10 protein-coding genes are annotated in these 19,016 nt (G+C 61.0%); 8 read left to right on the top strand and 2 right to left on the bottom strand.

Going from position 1 to position 19,016, the window contains the following annotated elements:
- The first annotated feature begins 92 nt into the window (after window positions 1-92).
- The 5 genes from ruvA to D0T11_RS13315 all read left to right on the top strand — a co-directional run bounded on the left by ruvA (window position 93) and on the right by D0T11_RS13315 (window position 10,638).
- The gene (ruvA, locus tag D0T11_RS13335) at window positions 93-698 is read left to right on the top strand and encodes a Holliday junction branch migration protein RuvA (RefSeq protein WP_119656294.1); all 606 of its coding nucleotides are present in this window, start codon (window positions 93-95) and stop codon (window positions 696-698) included.
- Between the two features lie 131 nt (window positions 699-829).
- Entirely contained in the window at window positions 830-8,317 is a 7,488-nt protein-coding gene (sov, locus tag D0T11_RS13330) for a T9SS outer membrane translocon Sov/SprA (RefSeq protein WP_245990859.1), read from the top strand.
- Between the two features lie 198 nt (window positions 8,318-8,515).
- On the top strand, window positions 8,516-8,896 hold the full coding sequence (gene gcvH / locus D0T11_RS13325) for a glycine cleavage system protein GcvH (RefSeq protein ID WP_119656292.1): 381 nt from the start codon (window positions 8,516-8,518) through the stop codon (window positions 8,894-8,896).
- Between the two features lie 24 nt (window positions 8,897-8,920).
- Window positions 8,921-9,328 carry a VanZ family protein gene (locus D0T11_RS13320; RefSeq protein ID WP_119656291.1) on the top strand — a complete coding sequence of 136 codons (408 nt, stop codon included), beginning with the start codon at window positions 8,921-8,923 and terminating at the stop codon, window positions 9,326-9,328.
- Window positions 9,325-10,638, top strand: a complete 1,314-nt coding sequence (locus D0T11_RS13315; RefSeq protein WP_119656290.1) for a M28 family metallopeptidase — start codon at window positions 9,325-9,327, stop codon at window positions 10,636-10,638. Before D0T11_RS13320 ends, D0T11_RS13315 begins: the two co-directional genes overlap by 4 nt.
- A 455-nt stretch (window positions 10,639-11,093) precedes the next feature.
- Here the strand turns inward: D0T11_RS13315 and D0T11_RS13310 are convergent, their stop codons facing one another.
- Both D0T11_RS13310 and D0T11_RS13305 read right to left on the bottom strand, forming a co-directional pair.
- Window positions 11,094-11,639 carry a hypothetical protein gene (locus D0T11_RS13310; RefSeq protein WP_119656289.1) on the bottom strand — a complete coding sequence of 182 codons (546 nt, stop codon included), beginning with the start codon at window positions 11,637-11,639 and terminating at the stop codon, window positions 11,094-11,096.
- Window positions 11,640-11,976: 337 nt separating this feature from the next.
- On the bottom strand, window positions 11,977-12,876 hold the full coding sequence (locus D0T11_RS13305) for a YicC/YloC family endoribonuclease (protein ID WP_119656288.1): 900 nt from the start codon (window positions 12,874-12,876) through the stop codon (window positions 11,977-11,979).
- 145 nt (window positions 12,877-13,021) lie between these two features.
- Here D0T11_RS13305 and D0T11_RS13300 point away from each other — a divergent pair, with 145 nt between their 5' ends.
- The 3 genes from D0T11_RS13300 to D0T11_RS13290 all read left to right on the top strand — a co-directional run bounded on the left by D0T11_RS13300 (window position 13,022) and on the right by D0T11_RS13290 (window position 19,001).
- Window positions 13,022-15,847: a TonB-dependent receptor gene (locus tag D0T11_RS13300; protein ID WP_119656287.1), complete on the top strand. Its 2,826-nt coding sequence runs from the start codon at window positions 13,022-13,024 to the stop codon at window positions 15,845-15,847.
- 115 nt (window positions 15,848-15,962) lie between these two features.
- Window positions 15,963-17,615, top strand: coding sequence for a T9SS type A sorting domain-containing protein (locus D0T11_RS13295; protein WP_119656286.1), 1,653 nt, complete (start codon window positions 15,963-15,965; stop codon window positions 17,613-17,615).
- A gap of 183 nt (window positions 17,616-17,798) precedes the next feature.
- The gene (locus D0T11_RS13290) at window positions 17,799-19,001 is read left to right on the top strand and encodes a glycosyltransferase (RefSeq protein WP_119656285.1); all 1,203 of its coding nucleotides are present in this window, start codon (window positions 17,799-17,801) and stop codon (window positions 18,999-19,001) included.
- Window positions 19,002-19,016: the final 15 nt, after the last annotated feature.

Raw genomic sequence — 19,016 nt, 5'->3', positions numbered from 1 at the left:
CTAGGTCGAAAGGAGTGTGTAACTTGGCACAAAACCCGTGGCTCCGGCGTTGCGCTGGTTTCTCCGCTACTTTCCCAACTCCCCCCCCACGCATGATTGCTTACGTTGACGGCAAACTCGCTTATAAAGACCCGGCTCAGGCTATACTGGATGTAAACGGCATCGGCTACGAAATCCGGATTTCGCTGGCTACGTATTCCAAGCTGCCGGCCGAAGAGGAAAAAATCAAGCTCTACACCTACCAGCACATCAAGGAGGACGGGCAGACGCTGTATGGCTTTCTCGACCCCAACGAAAAGGCCCTGTTCATGCAGCTGATTTCGGTGTCGGGTATCGGGCCGGGCACGGGCATCGTGATGGTGTCGTCGATGTCGGTGGGCGAAATCCGCCAGGCTATTGTGAGCGAAGATGTGCGCGCCATTCAAAGCATCAAGGGCGTTGGTCCCAAAACGGCCCAGCGCGTGATTCTGGAGCTTAAAGACAAGCTGCGCAAGGACGAATTGCTGGCCAAAGCGGGCATTGATACCGTGCCGCTGGCCAAGGCACACAATACCAGCCGCGCGGAAGCGTTAGCAGCCTTAGTGATGCTGGGCTTCGCCCGGGCCGCCGCCGAGAAATCACTCGACCAGGCCCAGCGCAAGCACGGCAACGACCTGACGGCAGAGGAATTGATTAAATTCGCTCTTAAGTCTAATTAGGCGTTTTTGGCTTTTCGTTGCTCGTTTTTCGCTCCTCGTTTAGGTTGTCGCCTTATTGTTGTTCCGTGGGCGAAAAACGAAAAACGAGCAACGAAAAACGTCTCCATTCTCCTTTCGACCGATCCTGACGCTTGACTACCGGTAAGAAATTCTCTGTTATCTGCCTCGTAGCCGTGGCGTCGTTGGTGGCCTGGTGGGCCCAGGCGCTGCCGCTGGTCAGCGGGGCCACGCCGTTCGCCATGCGCCAGCTGTGGGCAGCTTGGCTGCCGGGCGCTACCCGCCCCGCCCTGCGCGTGCTGGCCGCCGATACGCCCCGCACCGATACCACCCGCTACCGGCCCGGTACCCGCCCCCGGGTAGCCCCCGAGGACCGGCGCGGCTCCCGGTTCTCCACCCAGCGCCGCCGCTCCCCGCTGGTGCTGCCCCTGCCCGCCAACGTGCAGCTCGACGTGCAGGCCGACGACAGCCTCCAGAACTTCGACATCCGGGAAGGCATCGGCTCCGACCTCAACTACCGCGACCCGAGCCGCATGACGTTCGAGGAATATTCGCGCTGGCAGCAGCAGAAAGCCGTGCGCGACTACTTTCGGGAACGCTCGAACGGGGGCGTGGCCGGCGACCAGAACCAGCCCGACAACCGCCGCCTGATTCCTAAAATCTACCTCGGCCCCATGGCCGACCGTATTTTCGGGGGCAGTTACGTGGATATCCGGCCCCAGGGGGCCGTGACGCTGCGCATGGGCTACCGGGGCAACCGCAACGAAAACCCCACCCTGACGCTGCGCCAGCAGAAGGTGGGCGACTTCCAGTTCGACCAGAACATGAACCTCAACCTGAGTGGTCAGATTGGGGAAAAGCTGCGCCTCACGTTCAACTACGACACCCGCGCGGCCTTCGACTTCGAGAACAACATGAAGCTCGACTACACGGGCTTCGACACCGATATTATCCGCAAAGTAGAGCTGGGCAACGTGAGCCTGCCGCTCAACAACTCCCTCATCACGGGGGGCCAGAACCTGTTCGGGGTAAAAGCCCAGTTCCAGTTCGGGCGCCTGGGCGTAACCACCATTGCCAGCACCCTGCGGGGCCAGGCCGACGAGGTGCGCATCCAGAACGGGGGCCAGAGCCGGGCCTTCGAAATCAAGGCCAGCCAGTACGAGAAGGACCGGCACTTTTTCCTGAGCCAGGCCTTCCGCGACCGGTACAACTCGTCGTTGCGCAACCTGCCCACCATCCAGAGCGGGGTCAACATCACCTACCTCGAAGTCTGGATTACCAACGACAACCGCCAGAGCGACAACCTGCGCAACGTGGTCACGCTCATGGACGTGGCCGAGCCCCGGCGCGTGTACCGCCAGCAGTTCCTGAAATCATCCGGCGCTAACGCCCAGGCCGATAACCAGGCCAACCTGGAGTTTGACCGCATCCGGGGCCTGACCGGCTTCCGCGACGAGCTGGTGATTGACAACGCCCTGGCCGGCACGCTGAACCTGGAGAAGAACAAGGACTTTGAGCACGTGCGGGCCCGCAAACTCGACCCGCGCGAGTACACCTACAACCCCCAGCTGGGCTACCTCTCGCTCAATACCCAGCTACTGCCCGAGCAGGTGCTGGGCGTATCCTACCAGTACATCTACAACGGCAAAACCTACACCGTCGGCGAAATTCAGAGCGACTACGCGCAGGTGGGTTCCAACCAGGTTATCTTCCTGAAGATGCTCAAGGCCACCAACCCCGGCGTGGGCCTGGTCGACTTCAACGACCCGAGCGTTAACCTGCCGCAGTTCAACCCCAACAAAGCCACCAACAACGCCAACCTGCTCACCGGCAACCTGCCCACCTGGGATCTGATGATGAAAAACATCTATCCCCTGAACGCCAACCAGCTCAACCGCGACAATTTCCAGCTCCAGATTATTTACAAGGACGACATCACGGGCGTCGACCTGATTTCGCTGAAAGAAGGGCAGAAAATTCAGAACAAGCCGCTGATTGAAGTCTTCAACCTCGACAACGTAAATCCCAACAACGACCGGAACCCCGACGGCAACTTCGACTTCTTCCCGGGCATTACGGTGGATACCGAGCTGGGTAAAATCATCTTCCCCGAAGTAGAGCCTTTCGGCAACTTTCTGGCTACCAAGTTCGACAGCCTGGCTGAGCCCGCGCTGTTGGACAAATACGTGTACCGGGAGCTCTACAACCAGGTGCAGAGCGACGCCCAGCAGCGCCAGGAGAAAGACAAGTTTTACCTGCGCGGCCGGTTCCAGGCCACCAGCACCGACGAAATCAACCTGCCCGGCATTGGCATTGCCGAGGGCTCGGTGCGGGTGCGCGCCGGCAGCACCCTGCTCCAGGAGGGCGTCGATTACCAGGTGTTCTACGACCAGGCCAAGGTAAAAATCCTCAACCCGGCCTACCTCAACTCGGCCAACGAGCTGCGGGTGGAGTTCGAGAAAAACGCCTTGGTGCAGGTGCAACCCCGGCGGCTGCTGGGCGCCCGGTTCGATTACCGGCTGTCGCCGGACATGAACTTCGGGGCCACGGTGCTCCATTTGCGCGAAAACCAGGCCCCCGGCATCAACCGCGTGAATATCGGCGACGAGCCCAACAACAACACCATCTACGGCTTCGATGTGAACATGCGCCGCGAGTCGCGGGCGCTGACCAAGTACCTCGACGCGCTGCCGTTCATCTCGACCAAGGAAATTTCCACGGTATCGTTCAGCGGCGAATTTGCGCAGCTGCTGCCCAGCCAGAGCAAGCTGGGCAACCCCGGCGAAGAAAACGGGGTGTCCTACCTCGACGATTTCGAGAATGCCCGCACGCCTTATACCCTGGGCGGCACCAACTCGGCCGTTACGTGGCGGCTGGGCTCCACGCCGCTGCCGTTGCGCGTCACCTCCCCCACCGACCCGCTGGCCGTGGCCTACAACCGCGCCAAGCTGGCCTGGTACACCATCGACCAGACCTACTACACCAACGGCCAGAGCAAGCCGGGCAACATCGGACCCGGCGACCTGAAAAACCACTACGTGCGCGGCATCAAGCGTACGGAGGTATTCCCCAACCGCGATGTGGGTACCACCGGCAACTCCTTCGAAACCAGCTTCGACCTGGCCTACTTCCCCGACCAGCGCGGCCAGTACAACTACACGCCCGACTTCGACCCGACCCGCCCGAGCTTCTTTGCCCAGACCGGACCCGCTGCCAACGCGGCCCGGCAGGCGGCTATTGCGCGCGAAATCACCTTCGATACCGATTTCGACAATGCCAACGTGGAGTACCTGGAGTTCTGGCTCATGGACCCCTTCCTGGCCGGCAAAAACGGGCAGGTCATTGACAGCGACGGCCACAGCGTCAACAACGACACGGGTGGGGAGCTGTTCATCAACCTAGGGTCGGTTTCGGAGGATGTGCTTTCCGACAACAACCAGTACGAGTTTGAGAACGGCATTCCGGCCGACCCCAACGACCTGGCCCTCGAAACGACGCCCACGCCCTGGGGCCTGGCCTCGCGCCGGCCGTTTCTGACTGATGCCTTCAGCGCCGCCCCCGGGGCCCGAGTCCGTCAGGACGTGGGCCTGGACGGCCTCAACGACGGCGGCGAGCAGGCCAAGTTCGCCGGCTACCAAGCCGTGCCCGACCCCGCCGCCGACAACTTCCGCCACCACCTCGACCCGAGCTACGACCAGGCCAACGCCAAAATTCTGGCCCGCTACAAGAATTTCAACGGCATGGAGGGCAACTCGCCCGAGGGCAGCCAGCTCAGCTCCACGGCCTTCCCCGACAAGGAGGACCTGAACCGCGACAACGTGCTCTCCGATGCCGAGCGCTACTACGAGTACCGGATGCGCCTGCGCCCCGGCTCCCTGGAAATAGGCCAGAACTTCATCGTGGACAAGGTAACGTCCATCATCACCGACAGCGACAAGGACCCGGTGACCTGGTACCAGTTCCGCATTCCGGTCCGCTCCCCCACCGGCGTGGTGGGCGTGCCGGCCGGCCAGGACTTCGGCTTCAAATCCATCCGCTTTCTGCGCATGTACCTCACGGGCTGGCAGCAGCCGGTGGTGCTGCGCATGGTGCAGCCCCAGTTCGTGGCCAACCAGTGGCGGCGCTACCTGAATAAGATTGCCGAGCCCGGCACCATCGTCAACCCCGACACCGACGCCGACGAGTTCAGCATTTCGACGGTGGGCCTGGAAGAAAACGGGCTGGCCAACGTGGCCGGCACCAGCGCCATTCCCTACGTGCTGCCGCCCAACATCCGCCGCGACCGGGAGTTCGGCTCCAGCACCGTGAACCGCCAGCAGAACGAGCAGAGCCTGCGCCTGGTGGTGAGCGGCCTGCGCGACGGTTTCTCGAAGGCCGCCTACAAGAACCTGAGCCTGAACATGCTGCGCTACAAGAAGCTGCGCCTGTTCCTGCACGCCGAAACCCAGGACCGCAACATTCCGGACGGCGACGTGCGCGGGGGCGTCCGGGCCTTCGTGCGCCTCGGCACCGATTACATCCAGAACTACTACGAATACTCGCTGCCGCTCACCATCACTAAGGCCGGCCAGAAGTCGGTGGATGAAGTGTGGCCGGTGGAAAACCGTATTGATTTGAAGTTGCAGCAGTTCATTGATGCCAAGGCCGCCCGCAACGCCCAGGCCACCTCGGGCATCGACTACGGCCGGCCCTTCGTGGTGAGCTTCCCCGATGGCTCCTCGATTACGGTTGTCGGCAACCCCGATTTGTCGTCGGTGCAAGGGGCCATGATCGGCATTCTGAACCCCAAGGACGACGGGGCCAACAAGTCGCTCACGCTGTGGGCCGATGAGCTGCGGGTGCTCGACTTCGACAACGAAAGCGGCTGGGCGGCTACTGCCCGCTTCAACACCAAGCTGGCCGACGTGGCCAACATCACGGCCACCGGCAGCTACCTCACCACCGGTTTCGGTGGCCTCCAGGACAAGCCCCAGCAGCGCTCCACCGACAACATCACCCGGGGCGATGTGAATGCCACCGTGGCGGCCGAGAAATTCTTCCCCGAGAAGCTGGGCCTGCGGGTGCCGGTGCTGCTGCAAGCGGGCATCGAAACCCGCGCCCCCAAGTACGACCCCCTCGACCCCGACACCAAGCTGAGCCAGAGCCTGGAGAAGTTCGAGACGGCCGGTGAGAAGGCCGCTTACAGCAAGGAAGTGGTGGACCAAACCAGCCAGCGCAGTATTTCCCTGCTCAACGTGCGCAAGGAGCGCACCAACGCCGAGCGCAAAATCCGGCCCTACGACATCGAGAACTTCGCCCTGAGCTACTCGCTGACTGAGCGCCTGCACACCGACATCCGGACCGACCGCGACTACACCCGCACCTACACCGGGGCGCTGGCTTACGTGTACCAGGCCACGCCCAAAAACTACACGCCCCTGGCCCAGGTGAAGGCCTTCGACTCGCCTTATCTGGCCCTGTTCAAGGAAGTCAACTTCACGCCTTTGCCCTCGCGCTTCTCCTTCCGGGCCGACCTGGACCGCCGCTACAACGAGCGGTTCCTGCAACGCACCCTGGAGCCCGGCCAGGTACCCGTGACGGACGGTATTCCGGGCGTGTTCCAGAAGTCGTTCTACTTCAACCGCATCTACGACCTGCGCTGGGACTTGACCAAGGCCCTGGCCCTGGACTACACGGCCACCAACCGCGCCGTGGTGGACGAAGGCGTCGGCCGCAGCATCGGCAACTCCGATGAGGCCCAGCGCAACCGCCAGCAGCTGCGCGACAACCTGTTCAAGCGCGGGGGCCGCACCACCAACTTCAACCAGACGGTGGCCCTCACTTACCGCCTGCCCCTCGACAAGTTTCCGCTCACCGACTGGCTCTCGGCCGATGCCCGCTACGCGGCCAACTACAGCTGGCAGGCGGCCTCCACGGCATTGCGGGCTCCGCTCAACCCGGCCAACCTCACCGACACCACGACGGTACCGCTGCAACTGGGCAACACCATCCAGAACAACCAGGAGCGCAGCCTGAACGGCAAGATTGACCTGGTGAAGCTCTACAACAAAGTGCGCTTCCTCAACATCATCAACAACGCCCCGCCGCCCCAGCCCCGCGTTAAGCTCGACCCCAAGACCACCAAGCCCGGTCAGGTGGGCGTGGCCGATGCGGCTCCCGCCGACTCGGTGAAGGTGCCGGAGTTGCGGGTGCTCAAGGCCATTCTGCGCTCCTTGATGACGGCCCGCTCCCTCAACTTCACCTACACGAATTCGGCGGGGACCCTGCTGCCGGGCTACCTGCCCAACACCCGCTTCTTCGGCTTCAACGATGGATTCGAGGCCCCGGGCCTGCCCTTCATCCTGGGCCAGCAGCCGGGCCTGGACAACCTGTTCAACAAGGCCTACAACAACGGCTGGTACACCAACAGCAGCCAGTACCTGAACACCCCGCTCAGCTCCCTCGAAACGGAAGCCCTCACCCTGCGCACCACCCTGGAGCCCTTCCGCGACTTTAACATTCAGCTCGATGCCCGCAAGAACTCCGTGCGCAACCGGGCTGTGTTCTACCGAAACATCATCAACGACACCACTTTCATTCCCATCACCAATATTCCCACGGCCAGCAACAACCTCGGCACCGGTACATTCACCATCTCCTTTATCTCCGTTCAGACGCTGTTCGGGGACCTGAGCAACAAGGGAGTGACGTCGAAGGCGTTCAACCGCTTCGTGGATAACCGTCAGTTCGTGCAGGCCAAGTTGCAGGCGGCCCAGGATGACAGCAACGTGGGGGGCAGGTACGGTTTCAACTCCCAGGATGTGCTGCTCCAGGCCTTCCGCGACGCCTACCAGGGCCGGTCGTCGGATGGCTACACGGCCCAGGCTTTCCAGCCCCGCATCCGGATTCCGGTGCCCAACTGGAACATTGCCTACAACGGCCTCTCCCAGCTGCCTTTCGTGCAGCGCTACTTCCGCTCGTTCACGCTCAACCACGTGTACTCCTCCACCTACAACATCGCGGGTTACACTACCTCAGCCAACTACCCCACCGAGCCCCAGGGCCTGCCTGACTTGTCCAACCAGTCCAACCAGGTCATTCCCTACTACCTCGTCGGGCAGGTGTCCATTGCCGAGCGGCTGGCCCCGCTCATCGGGGCGCGGTTCCAGACCACCGGCCGCCTGACCGGCAACCTGGAATACCGCATCGACCGCACCGTGGGCCTGAACACCTCCAACGCCCAGATAACCGAGTTGCGCCGCACCGATATGGTAATTGGCGTCGGGTTTGCTACCAACCGGCTCAAGCTGCCCTTCCGCATCGGGGGCGAGCAGCGCATCCTGCGCAACGAGCTCAACGCCCGCCTCGACCTGAGCATCAGCGACAACTACGCCGTGCAGCGGGCCATTCAGGACGTGGTAGACCCAACTTCCACTACCCCGGGCGATGTCGGCCGGCCGGTGGGCACCGTTACCAACGGCACCCGCCAGATTCAGCTGCGCCCCACCGTGGACTACGTGCTCAACCAGCGTCTGAACCTGCAATTCTTCTTCACCCAGAACATCACCGCGCCCCGGGTGAACGGCTTCCGTAATACCGCCACCGAAGCCGGCATTCAGCTCCGCTACAGCCTCTCGCAGTAAATGAGTGCGGTAGTGAAATAGTGAGTTTGACGTTCCGAGGGCCTTATTGCACCGCTTGCGCAAATAGGTTCGAGAAACAGCAACCTCACCATTTCACTATTTCACCCTCTCCCCCTGAACCATCTCACCTTTACCTTGTACTTTTGGCGCGGTGCCTAACGGCCCTGCATCCTCACCCTCACTACTTAGCACCACCCCATGAATCTGCCCGCCACCCTCAAGTACACCAAAGAGCACGAATGGATCCGCATCGAAGGCGACGTGGCCTTCATCGGCGTCACCGACCATGCCCAGAAGGAACTCGGCGACATCGTGTATGTGGACATTGACACGCTTGACAAAGAGGTTGCCCAGAACGATATTTTCGGCACCGTGGAAGCGGTAAAAACGGTTTCCGACCTGTTCAGCCCCATCAGCGGCACCGTACTCGAAATCAACGACAAGCTCGACGGCAGCCCGGAGCTGGTCAACTCCGACCCCTACGGCGACGGTTGGATGATCAAGATGTCCATCAGCACGCCCGCCGAGCTAGAGGGTTTGCTGTCGGCCGAAACCTACGGCGAGTTGGTGGGCGCTTAGGCTGCCTGCTCCGCTCCGTTGGCTATGTCAGCCTCCGCGCCGCCCACGCCACCCCGGCGGGCCTTTGTGGTCCTGCCGCTGGCCTGGGCGGCGTTTATTTTGGTGAGCACGCTCACTCCCGCCAACTCCATGCCGCCCACGCCCCACTGGGAGCTGCTGGCTTTCGATACGGCCGCCCACGCGTTTGTTTTCGGGGTGCTGGCAGTGCTGGCCACCTTCTCGGCCCGGCGGCAGCGGTGGTGGCCGGGGCTGCGGGCGCGGGCTTTCGGCACGGTGCTGGTAGCAGCCATCGGCATGGGGGCCGCCATCGAGCTGCTACAAATGGGCATGGATTTGGGCCGCAACGGCGAGTGGTCGGATATTTTGAGCGACGCCCTGGGTGTGGTGGCCGGCTCGGCGCTCATGTGGTTCACCCGACGTTTCTGGCAATGAACCGATATGCTGCCCGTTTTCGTGCACTGGCTGTTGCAGGGCTTCTGGCCACCTGCCTGCTGCTCGCCCCGGCCGCCGGGGCTCAGAATATGGTCCGCGCCCGCCAGACTGTTGCCTACCTATCGGCCCCGGCCCGGCACGGCCGGGGCTACGTGAACCACGGCGAGCAACGGGCCGCCCGGTACCTGCAACACCGCTATAAGGCGCTTGGTCTGCTCCCGCTCAGCCCCGGCTACCGCCAGCCGTTCTCGCTTCCCATCAATACCTTTCCCGGGCGGGCCGAGCTGCAAGTGGACGGACAGGTGCTGCGCCCCGGCCTCGATTTCATTGCCGCCCCCACCAGTGGCCCCGGCCACCTGCGCGGCCCCGCTCACCGGCTCGACACCCTGGTTTTTTCTCAACTCACGGCCCAGACTGCCCTGCTGGCTACCCGGCTCACCGGCGCGGTTCTGGTGCTCACCCAAGCGGAAGAGCGCCGCCTCGCCAGTCTGCCGGCGGCCGTGCAGGCACACCTGGCGTCGGCCGCCGCCCGCGTCACGCTGGTTTCTGTCAAGCTCACCGCCAGTCTGGCCGGCGAGCAGGCTGCGCGGCCCCACCTGGAAGTGCTGGCCAGCCGCTGGCCCGCCCGGGCCGGCACCGTTGCGGTGCGGCTTGATGCCCGGCGGTATGCTGCCTACCCCACCCAGAACGTGGTCGGCTACCTGCCCGGCACCGCCCGGCCAGATTCCTTCCTAGTCGTATCGGCTCATTACGACCACCTTGGTCAGTTGGGCCGCAGCACCTATTTCCCGGGGGCCAACGACAACGCCAGCGGAGTGGCCATGCTGCTGGAGCTGGCCGCCCACTACGCCCGGCCCAAAAACCGGCCGGCGTACTCAGTGGCCTTCCTGGCCTTCGGGGCGGAAGAGGCCGGGCTGATTGGCTCCCGCTACTTCGTGGAACACCCCCTGATTCCGCTGTCTCAGATCCGGTTTCTGGCCAACCTCGACCTGCTGGGCACCGGCGACGAAGGCCTCACGGTCGTGAACGGCCGGGTGTTGGAACCCCAGTTTGACCAGCTCCGGCAACTGAATGCCCGACACCAGTACGTAGCCTCCCTTGCCGCCCGGGGCCGCGCCGCCAACTCCGACCACTTCTTCTTCTCCGAGCACGGGGTGCCGGCCTTTTTCTTTTACACCCGCGGCGGCAGCACGGCCTACCACGATGTGCTGGACCGTTTTGAAACCCTACCGCTTACTGGCTTCGCGTCGGTCTTCCAGCTCCTGCGGGACTTTCTGAATCTGCAAGGCGCCTCCCCGAAGCGGCCCTAGGCACTACCCGCCGACAGCCGGCCCGGGTTGCCATGCGGGTTCGTCCGGCCTTGGCAGCCCGCTCTTGCCCCCCTCATTATTCTGGGCTGACTCCCGAAGTACTGTTCATTTGAGCGGCACAGCAACGCGCGGCACCTTACACATTTATTGGTTGGCCTACCATCCCAACGACAGCCCTACAGCGGATTTCAAGTTCGTGTACCAGCAGTAGTCGTCTGGCTCCTTCTCTCCTTTTTCATTCCGCGCATCAAGCGGCGTAAGGGGTCGGGGGGAGGCACCACGCGGGAACAGGGCGGCACGCCATCCTGACAGCAGGCCTGGCCGCGGCCTGCGGCTGAGGGTGCTGGATAGTGGGGTCTTAGGGTGCAATAGCCGAAAAGCAAGTATCCCGGAATCATCAACGGGAGGTTGACAATTCCGGGATACTTGCTTTTCGGCGGGAAAGCAGCTTGGACTTAGCCGTTTGCTTTGAACGAACCCATGATCTGCTTGGCAACGTTCTCCCACTCTGGCTTCTGCCGGTCGGCGCAGGTGAAGGTGCACATGAGCAGCTTGCCCTCCACGTCGGTGAAGAAAATCAGCTGGTAAACTTCGTGACCAAGCTCAGGCTTCATCAGCTCCAGGTATCCCACCTGGCGGCCGTTTATCTCTTTCACCCCGTGGTTGAACCACTTGGCTTCTTTGAACTGCTTGGCGTAAATCTTGTAAAAGTTGTCCTGGTACATTCCGATCATGTCCTGATCGGCCGTGTTATCGGTGTACGAGAAAGAGATGCTGGCCTCGTTGCTGTTGGTGTAGATAACGCTCGGGCGGCTCTGGGACTTCGCGTAGTTGAAGTCCATCTGCTGCTCGCTCATCACCTCAAACCCTTTCGGAATCAGGATTTCGACACGCTCACTCAGAACGCGTTTCTTCACTAGCTCTACTTCGGCAAAAGGGCGGGCTGCCATCAGCAGAAGCATCAGGCAGATTACGGGGGCGGTAAGTAAGGCTTTTTTCATAGTAGTAGGCTGAAAAAAGATGGAAATCAAAAATGTGAAGGTTATCCAACGGAGAATAAACTACCTCTGTTTGGATAACACAATTTACGTACAAAAATCTAAAAGGCAAGTTATTTACAAAAAAATAACCTGGATTTCTCCTCGCCTAACACTCGTTTGGAACGATAAAACCCGCCAAAAGAACCCTAAAGGGCATTTTACGGCTTTTCACACCTCCGCATCCGAAAACAGCCAACCCTGAAAAATCCCAAAACTATATCAAGAATAGCCTATGCAGAATGATAACCGCAAAGTTCAATTTGACAGGTGTGGGTACATGCAAGGCAGGCGATGGTATTTACAGGATGTTGTTGATCTGTTCCTTGATTTTTTCGAGTTCCTCTTTCATACTCACCACCAGATGCTGGATGGTAGAGTCGTTGGCTTTGGAACCGATGGTATTGATCTCCCGACCAATTTCCTGCGAAATAAACGCTAATTTCTTTCCCGTGGGTTCGGGCAGGCCGGCCGTTTCGGTGAAGTAGTGCAAATGGTTGACCAACCGCACCTTTTCCTCGGCAATATCCAGCTTCTCAATGTAGTGCAACACCTCCTGCTCGAAGCGGACGCCGTTGAAGTGTTCGTTGGCCGAGATGTCGGCCAGGTGGGTTTGCAGCCGTTGCCGGACCTGCTCGATGCGGGTGGGGTCGTGGCGCTCCACGTCGGCCAGCAGGATGCGGATGCGGTCTATGTAGCCCAGGATCTCGGAAGTAAGGGCCTGCCCCTCGTCGCGGCGAAACTGGTTGACGCGGTCCAGGGCCTGCTGGAGCAGGGGCAGCAGCTCCTCCCAGGGCGTTTCCTCCTCCTGCTCGGTGGCTACCGGTCCATCGGCCGGGATGCGCAGCGCCCCGGGCAGGGCGTGGGCCACGGCCGTTACTTGCTCCAGCGAAAACCCGGTGCGCAGGCTCAGGGCCTGCAACTCCTGGCAGACGGCCACCAGGGCTTCGTGGTTGACCATGGAAGAACCCTGCGCGCCCGTTGCCCGCGGGCGCGTGAAGTCCAGATTAAGGTTCACCTTGCCCCGAATCAGGCTCTTAGCCACCAGATTGCGGATTTCTAGTTCCCGGTCCTGTAGAAAGCGGGGCAGCCGCAGGCTCAGGTCCAGCGTTTTGGAGTTGAGCGACTTGATTTCGACGGTGACGGCGTAGTGATCGGTTTCGCGGGTGGCGATTCCGTAGCCGGTCATGGACTGGAGCATGGGTGGAGGGGCAAAGTGGCCGCAAAAGTAGCGGGTTAGAACAGAAAGTGAAGGGGTTAGGCCGGCAGTAACACAAGCATAACACGGGCGCAATATTAGCATAACAGCGTGGGTATAGCTTTGTGAAACTTTTCCCGACCCCCGTATGCGGCGCTCTTTTCTACTACTTTTTTTCCTCACTATCAGCCACTTGCTCTGGGCCCAACAGGGTACGCTGGTGGGAAAAATCCTCGATAAGAAAACCGGGGAAGGAGCCATTGGGGCCACGGTTATCGTGACGGGCACGACCACGGCCGCCCCCGTTGACCTGGATGGCACCTACACGCTGGGCATCGCGCCCGGCACCTACACCATCAGCGTGCAGTCCATCGGCTACAAGCCCCTCACCTTCCCGGGTATCGTGCTTCGGGAGGGTCAGAAAACGACGCTCAACGGCTCCTTGGAAGAAAGCGCCCAGACCCTGGGCGAAGTGGTGGTAACGGGCCAGAAGCAGACGGGCACCGAAGTAGCCATGCTCCAGGACCTGAAAAAATCGGAAGTGGTGGTGAGTGGCATGAGTAACGACCAGATTGTGAAAACCCTGGACCGCGACGCGGCCGAAGTGGTGAAGCGCATTCCGGGCGTAACCATTCAGAATAACAACTTCATCGTTATCCGGGGGCTGGCCGAGCGCTATAACACGGTGATGCTCAACGATGCCCTCACGCCCTCGGCGGAAGTAGATACGCGCTCCTTCTCGTTTGACGTACTGCCCTCGTCGGTAATTGACCGGATTCTAATTTTTAAGGGTGGTTCACCGGAGTTGCCCGGCGAATTCGGGGGCGGCATCGTGAAGGTGTACACCAAGAACTCGGTCCTCGAAAACAAAACCAGCCTGAGCGTTTCGGGCTGGGGCCGTAGCGGCACTACGTTTATCGACAACTACCAGGTAAGCCCCGGGCGCGGCAACGACTGGCTGGGCTACGACGGCGGCAACCGCCAGCTGCCTGGGAGCACGCCCGCTGAGCTCACCAAAACCAACCAACCGACGTTCCGCAATGAGTGGCTGCCGCAGCGTATTACTGCCCGGCCCGACCTGCGGGTTTCGTTGGGCCTAAGCCGACGTTTTGAGGTGGGCCAGGCCTACGTGAGCAACGTAACGTCGGTGTCCTACTCCAACACGCACGAGCAGAACAACATCACCCGCAGCCGCTATTTGGTGGAAGTGGATCCGGCGACCAACCTGCCCCGCCAGCAATATCTCTACAATGATGAACGCGCGATTACCGGCACCCGCCTGGGCATAATCCATAACTGGCAGGTGCGCCTCAACGACCGCAACCGGCTGGAACTGCGCAACTTTCTCAACCAGTATGGTACCGACGAAGTAACCCACCGCACCGGCCAGATTCTAGACCAGGGCCTCGACCGCGAGGGCAACGCCCTGCACTACCAGAGCCGCACGGTGTACTCGGGCCAGTTGCAGGGCTCCCACGATTTGGGGGCTACGCAGCATACCAACGTAACGTGGGCGGCCGGTTACAACTACGTGTTCCGCGAGGAGCCCGATTACAGCCGCTACAACACCCAGCGCATTACGCCCGCGCCCGGCGATACGCCCAAGTCGTTTCTGGTGGTGGTGCCACCCGATGGCAACCCCTACGACGCCAGCCGCTTCTTTTCCAACCTGAACGAAAATACTTACATGGCCAGTGGCCAGTGGGAACGGCGCTTCCGGGGCCGCGACACGACCAAAGCCAACGAATTCAAGCTGCGGGTCGGCTTCTACGCTGAACAGAAAAAGCGTGACTTCGAGAACCGTTTCTTCTCCTACGTTATTGGCAACGGCAGCACTTTCTACCGCGACCAAGCTCGGTCCAACCGCCTGCTGACACTGCCGATTGAGCAAATCTTCGCCCCCGAGAATCTGGACCCAAGAACCGGTTTCGTGCTCGATGAAGGCACATCGCTCAAAGACCGCTATTCGGCGGAGAACACGCTGGCCGCCGGCTACATTGGGGCCGTTGCTCCGATTTCGGATAAATTCAGCCTTTCCGGCGGAGTGCGGGTGGAATACAACCGCAAGTATCTCAAAAACGGTGACCCGCAGGATACGGCTTACCTAGAGCGCCGCGTAATTCCGATGCCCTCGCTGAACGCGACCTACAATTTCAATTTGCGGTCCTTATTGCGCTTCGGTACCAGTGTATCGGTGAACCGGCCCGAGTTCCGCGAAGTTGCCAACTACCCCTACTTCGACTACGCCAACAACGCCATTATTACGGGTAACAAGGATCTGAAAACGGCCACGATTTACAACGCCGACCTGCGCTACGAGTTCTACCCGACCCGCGCCGAAATGCTCTCGGTGGGCGTATTCTACAAGTACTTTAAGGATGCCATTGAGCAAACCACTCAGTCGGTAGCCACCGAGCAAACCTACCTCACCTTCCAGAATGCCGACAATGCTTACGATATAGGCGTGGAAGTAGAGGCCCGCAAATCATTGGCCGAACTCACCGAGAATCGTTTTCTGCAACACTTCTCCCTGATTCTGAATGCCTCGGTTATTAAAAGCAACGTGCAGTTGAAGGACAACGCTACCAACAACGAATTCGCCCTATCGAACCGGCCGTTACAGGGCCAGTCGCCCTACGTGGTGAACACGGGCATATTCTATCAGGATGACGAGGCCCAGTGGCAGGTTTCGGCCCAGTACAACGTCATCGGCCAGCGCATCAAGTTCGTGGGCGACCAAACCTCCAACTATACCGTCATTGAGATGCCCCGCCACGTCATCGACCTGGCCGTTACGAAAGGGTTTGGACCGCACTTGCAGGTGAAAGCCGGCATTCAGGACATTCTCAACCAGAAAGTGCGGCAGTATTACGACTTCAACCGCAACGGTAACATTGGCGGCAACGAGCGGGGGCCATTCGCCGAGTACCGCCGGGGCAGCTACTCCACGCTGGGCCTGACCTACAACTTCTAAACAATAAAGTAACACGTCGGCAACGAAAGCATAACGCCCATTCCTACGGATGGGCGTTATGCTTTTGGACCTTTGCCTCAGCAAATCTGCCTTTCATACTTCTACCCTCATACCCATGAAAAAGCTTTTACTCCCTGCTCTGCTAGCCTGTGCCGTAGCCGCCGCCGCTCCTGTTGCGCGGGTGCAAGCCCAAACAATTTCGCCCTGCCCCGTGGCCCCCACCGCCACCGTAATTTCGGCGGATATTACGACGGACACCAAATGGACGAGCAACAACATCTACCTGCTCTCCAAGTTTATCTACGTACGGGCCGGCGCTACGCTCACCATTGAGCCCGGCACCATCATTAAGGGCGACAAAGCCGGTAAAGGCACACTCATTGTTGAGCCCGGAGCCAAGATTATGGCCGAAGGCACCGTCGATAAGCCCATCGTTTTCACATCGAACGAACCCGCTGGCTCCCGCAACCGGGGCGACTGGGGCGGCATTATCCTGCTGGGCAAGGCCCCCACGAACTTGGCGGGCACACCCGTTATTGAGGGTGGCGTGGGCTCGACCTACGGCGGCACCGACCCGAACGATAATTCGGGTGTACTCAAGTACGTGCGGATCGAGTTCCCCGGCATCGCGTTTCAGCCGAACTCCGAAATCAATGGCCTGACAATGGGCGGCGTAGGAGCCGGCACTACCATTGACTACGTGCAGGTATATGCTTCCGGCGACGACTCGTTTGAGTGGTTCGGGGGTACGGTGAATGCCAAGCACTTGGTAGCCGTGGCTGCCACCGACGACGATTTTGATACTGACAACGGCTTCCAGGGCAAAATCCAGTACGGCCTGATCATCCGCGAGTCGAACACGGCCGACGTATCCGGCTCCACTGCTTTTGAGTCGGATAACGACAAGGATGGGTCTAGCAGAACCCCCAAAACCGCCCCGGTTTTCTCGAACGTAACGGCCTTGTTGCGGACGCCTATTGGAGCTGCGGCCAACTTTACGCGGTCCATGCACCTGCGTCGCGACACCGAAATTTCCATTTTTAATTCGGTGATTGCGGGCTGGCCTAAAGGGTTGACGTTAGATGGCGCTCCGACCCAGCAGAACGCTACCGCTGGTAAGCTGGTGCTGAAGAACAATGTGATGGCTAACATGACTACCAACTTCGAAGCGGCCGGCGTTACCACCTACGACGTGGCCGGTTTCTGGAACGCGGCGGCTAACGCCAACACCACGTACTCCGGCGTGGGTGAGTTGGGCCTGCGGGCCGGCAATGATGCTCCGGATGCCGATGTAATCCAGGACTTCACGCTGCCCGCCGCTTCGGTACTGAACACGGGCGCTGCTTACACCGATGCCAAGCTCACGGACAGCTTTTTCAACAAAACCGGCACATTCCGCGGAGCCTTCGGAGCTACTAACTGGGTGGCCGGCTGGACCAACTTCAACCCCCAAACTACCTGCTATAACCGTCCCGGCCTGACGCTGGCCTCCAAATCGGTCTCCGACCAGCTCCAGCAGCTGGCCGTAGCCCCGAACCCCACCGCTGGCACCGCCCAACTGAGCTTCAATCTGAAGCGTAGCGGTACCGCCACGGTGCGCGTACTGGACATGACCGGCCGCCAGGTGGCTACCCTGCTCACCAACGGCAAACTGAACGCTGGTACGCAGTCGGTAACGCTGCCCGCGAACCTGAAATCGGGGGTGTACATGGCTGTGGTCACGACCAACGAAACCAGCCAGTCGGTACGTTTCGTGGTGGCTAAGTAGGTTCAACTAATTTATCGTAATTCTAGCGCTTTATCCGAGCCGGCTACCCTGGGGTGGCCGGTTCTTTTATGGTTCGCCGACTGCCAGCCTGCGCCCCGAGGCCGCTGACTGGTGAGGCTCCGGGGGTTCGTTGTACTTTTGACGCCCGGCCTTCCTTCCCTTCCGCTGCCCCCGATTCCGCTCATGCGCGTGTTGCACCTGCCCAAATGGTACCCGAACCGCTACGACGACCAGGATGGCGACTTCGTGGCCCGGCACGTAGCCGCCATTGCCGGGTCCGCCCCACTGGAGCAGCCGTTACAAAGTGCCGTAGTTTTCGCGGCCGTGGCCCGGGGGCCGTTGAAGAAGCTGATTGAGGAAGAAGTTGACCTGGGCGGACCAGTCCCGGTCTGGCGCTATTACTACCGCGCCCAGCCCACCGGCTTTGCCCCGCTGGATAAGCTGCTCAAGCTGGCCCTGTACTTCTGGAGTCAGCACCGGGGCTACCGGCGCGTCTGCCAACACTGGGGCCAGCGGCCCGACCTGGTGCACGTGCACGTGCTGCTACGCACCGGCCTGTGGGCGCTCTGGTTACGGCAGCGCCACCGGATTCCGTATCTCGTCACCGAACACTGGACGCGGTATTTGCCGGGCCGGGGCGGCCGTATCAGTGGGGTGAGGCGGTATCTTTCCCGGTTGGTAGTGCGGCGGGCAGCAGCGGTGCATACCGTGTCGGAAAACCTGCGGCAGGCTCTGGGGGCCTTGGATATTGCCCACCGGCGCACCTTCATCATTCCCAACGTAGTGGACACGGACCTCTTCCGACTGCCCGCCGAGCCCGCGCAACGGCGGGGGCTGCTCAACGTGGCCGCCTTCAATGAACAAGCCAAGAACCTGAGCGGCACCCTGCGCACCGTAGCCCGGCTCCGGACCGAACACCCGGCATTGGGCCTCCACCTGCGAATTGCCGGCTACGGCCCCGCCGAAGCTGCTATGCACCAGTTGGCAGCCGAGTTAGGTCTACTGGCTGATGGTACGGTGGAGTTCCTGGGCAAGCTAACCTCGGAGCAGGTAGCGGAGGAAATGCGCCAGGCCCAGGCCTTCGTCCTGTTTTCCAACTACGAAAACCTGCCCTGCGTGCTGATTGAAGCCCAAGCCAGTGGCCTGCCCGCCGTGGCCACCCGCGTCAACGGCGTGCCGGAACTGCTGCCCCCCGATGGCTCGGCCGGCTTGCTGGTGGAGCCCGGCAACGAGGCGGCCCTCTACGACGCGCTGCTGGCGGTGCTCCGGGCTCCGGCAGGCCGCTTCGATGAGCACCTTCTGCGCGAGGGAGCCGTAGCCCGGTTCAGCTACCCGGCCGTGGGCGCGGCCTTCCGGCACGTGTACCGGCAGATGCTGGGGGCCTAGCCGTTTCTTCGTTTC

Source organism: Hymenobacter rubripertinctus (genome assembly GCF_003583925.1).
GTDB classification, from domain to species: domain Bacteria; phylum Bacteroidota; class Bacteroidia; order Cytophagales; family Hymenobacteraceae; genus Hymenobacter; species Hymenobacter rubripertinctus.
This window is presented reverse-complemented; position numbering and strand designations above follow the sequence as displayed.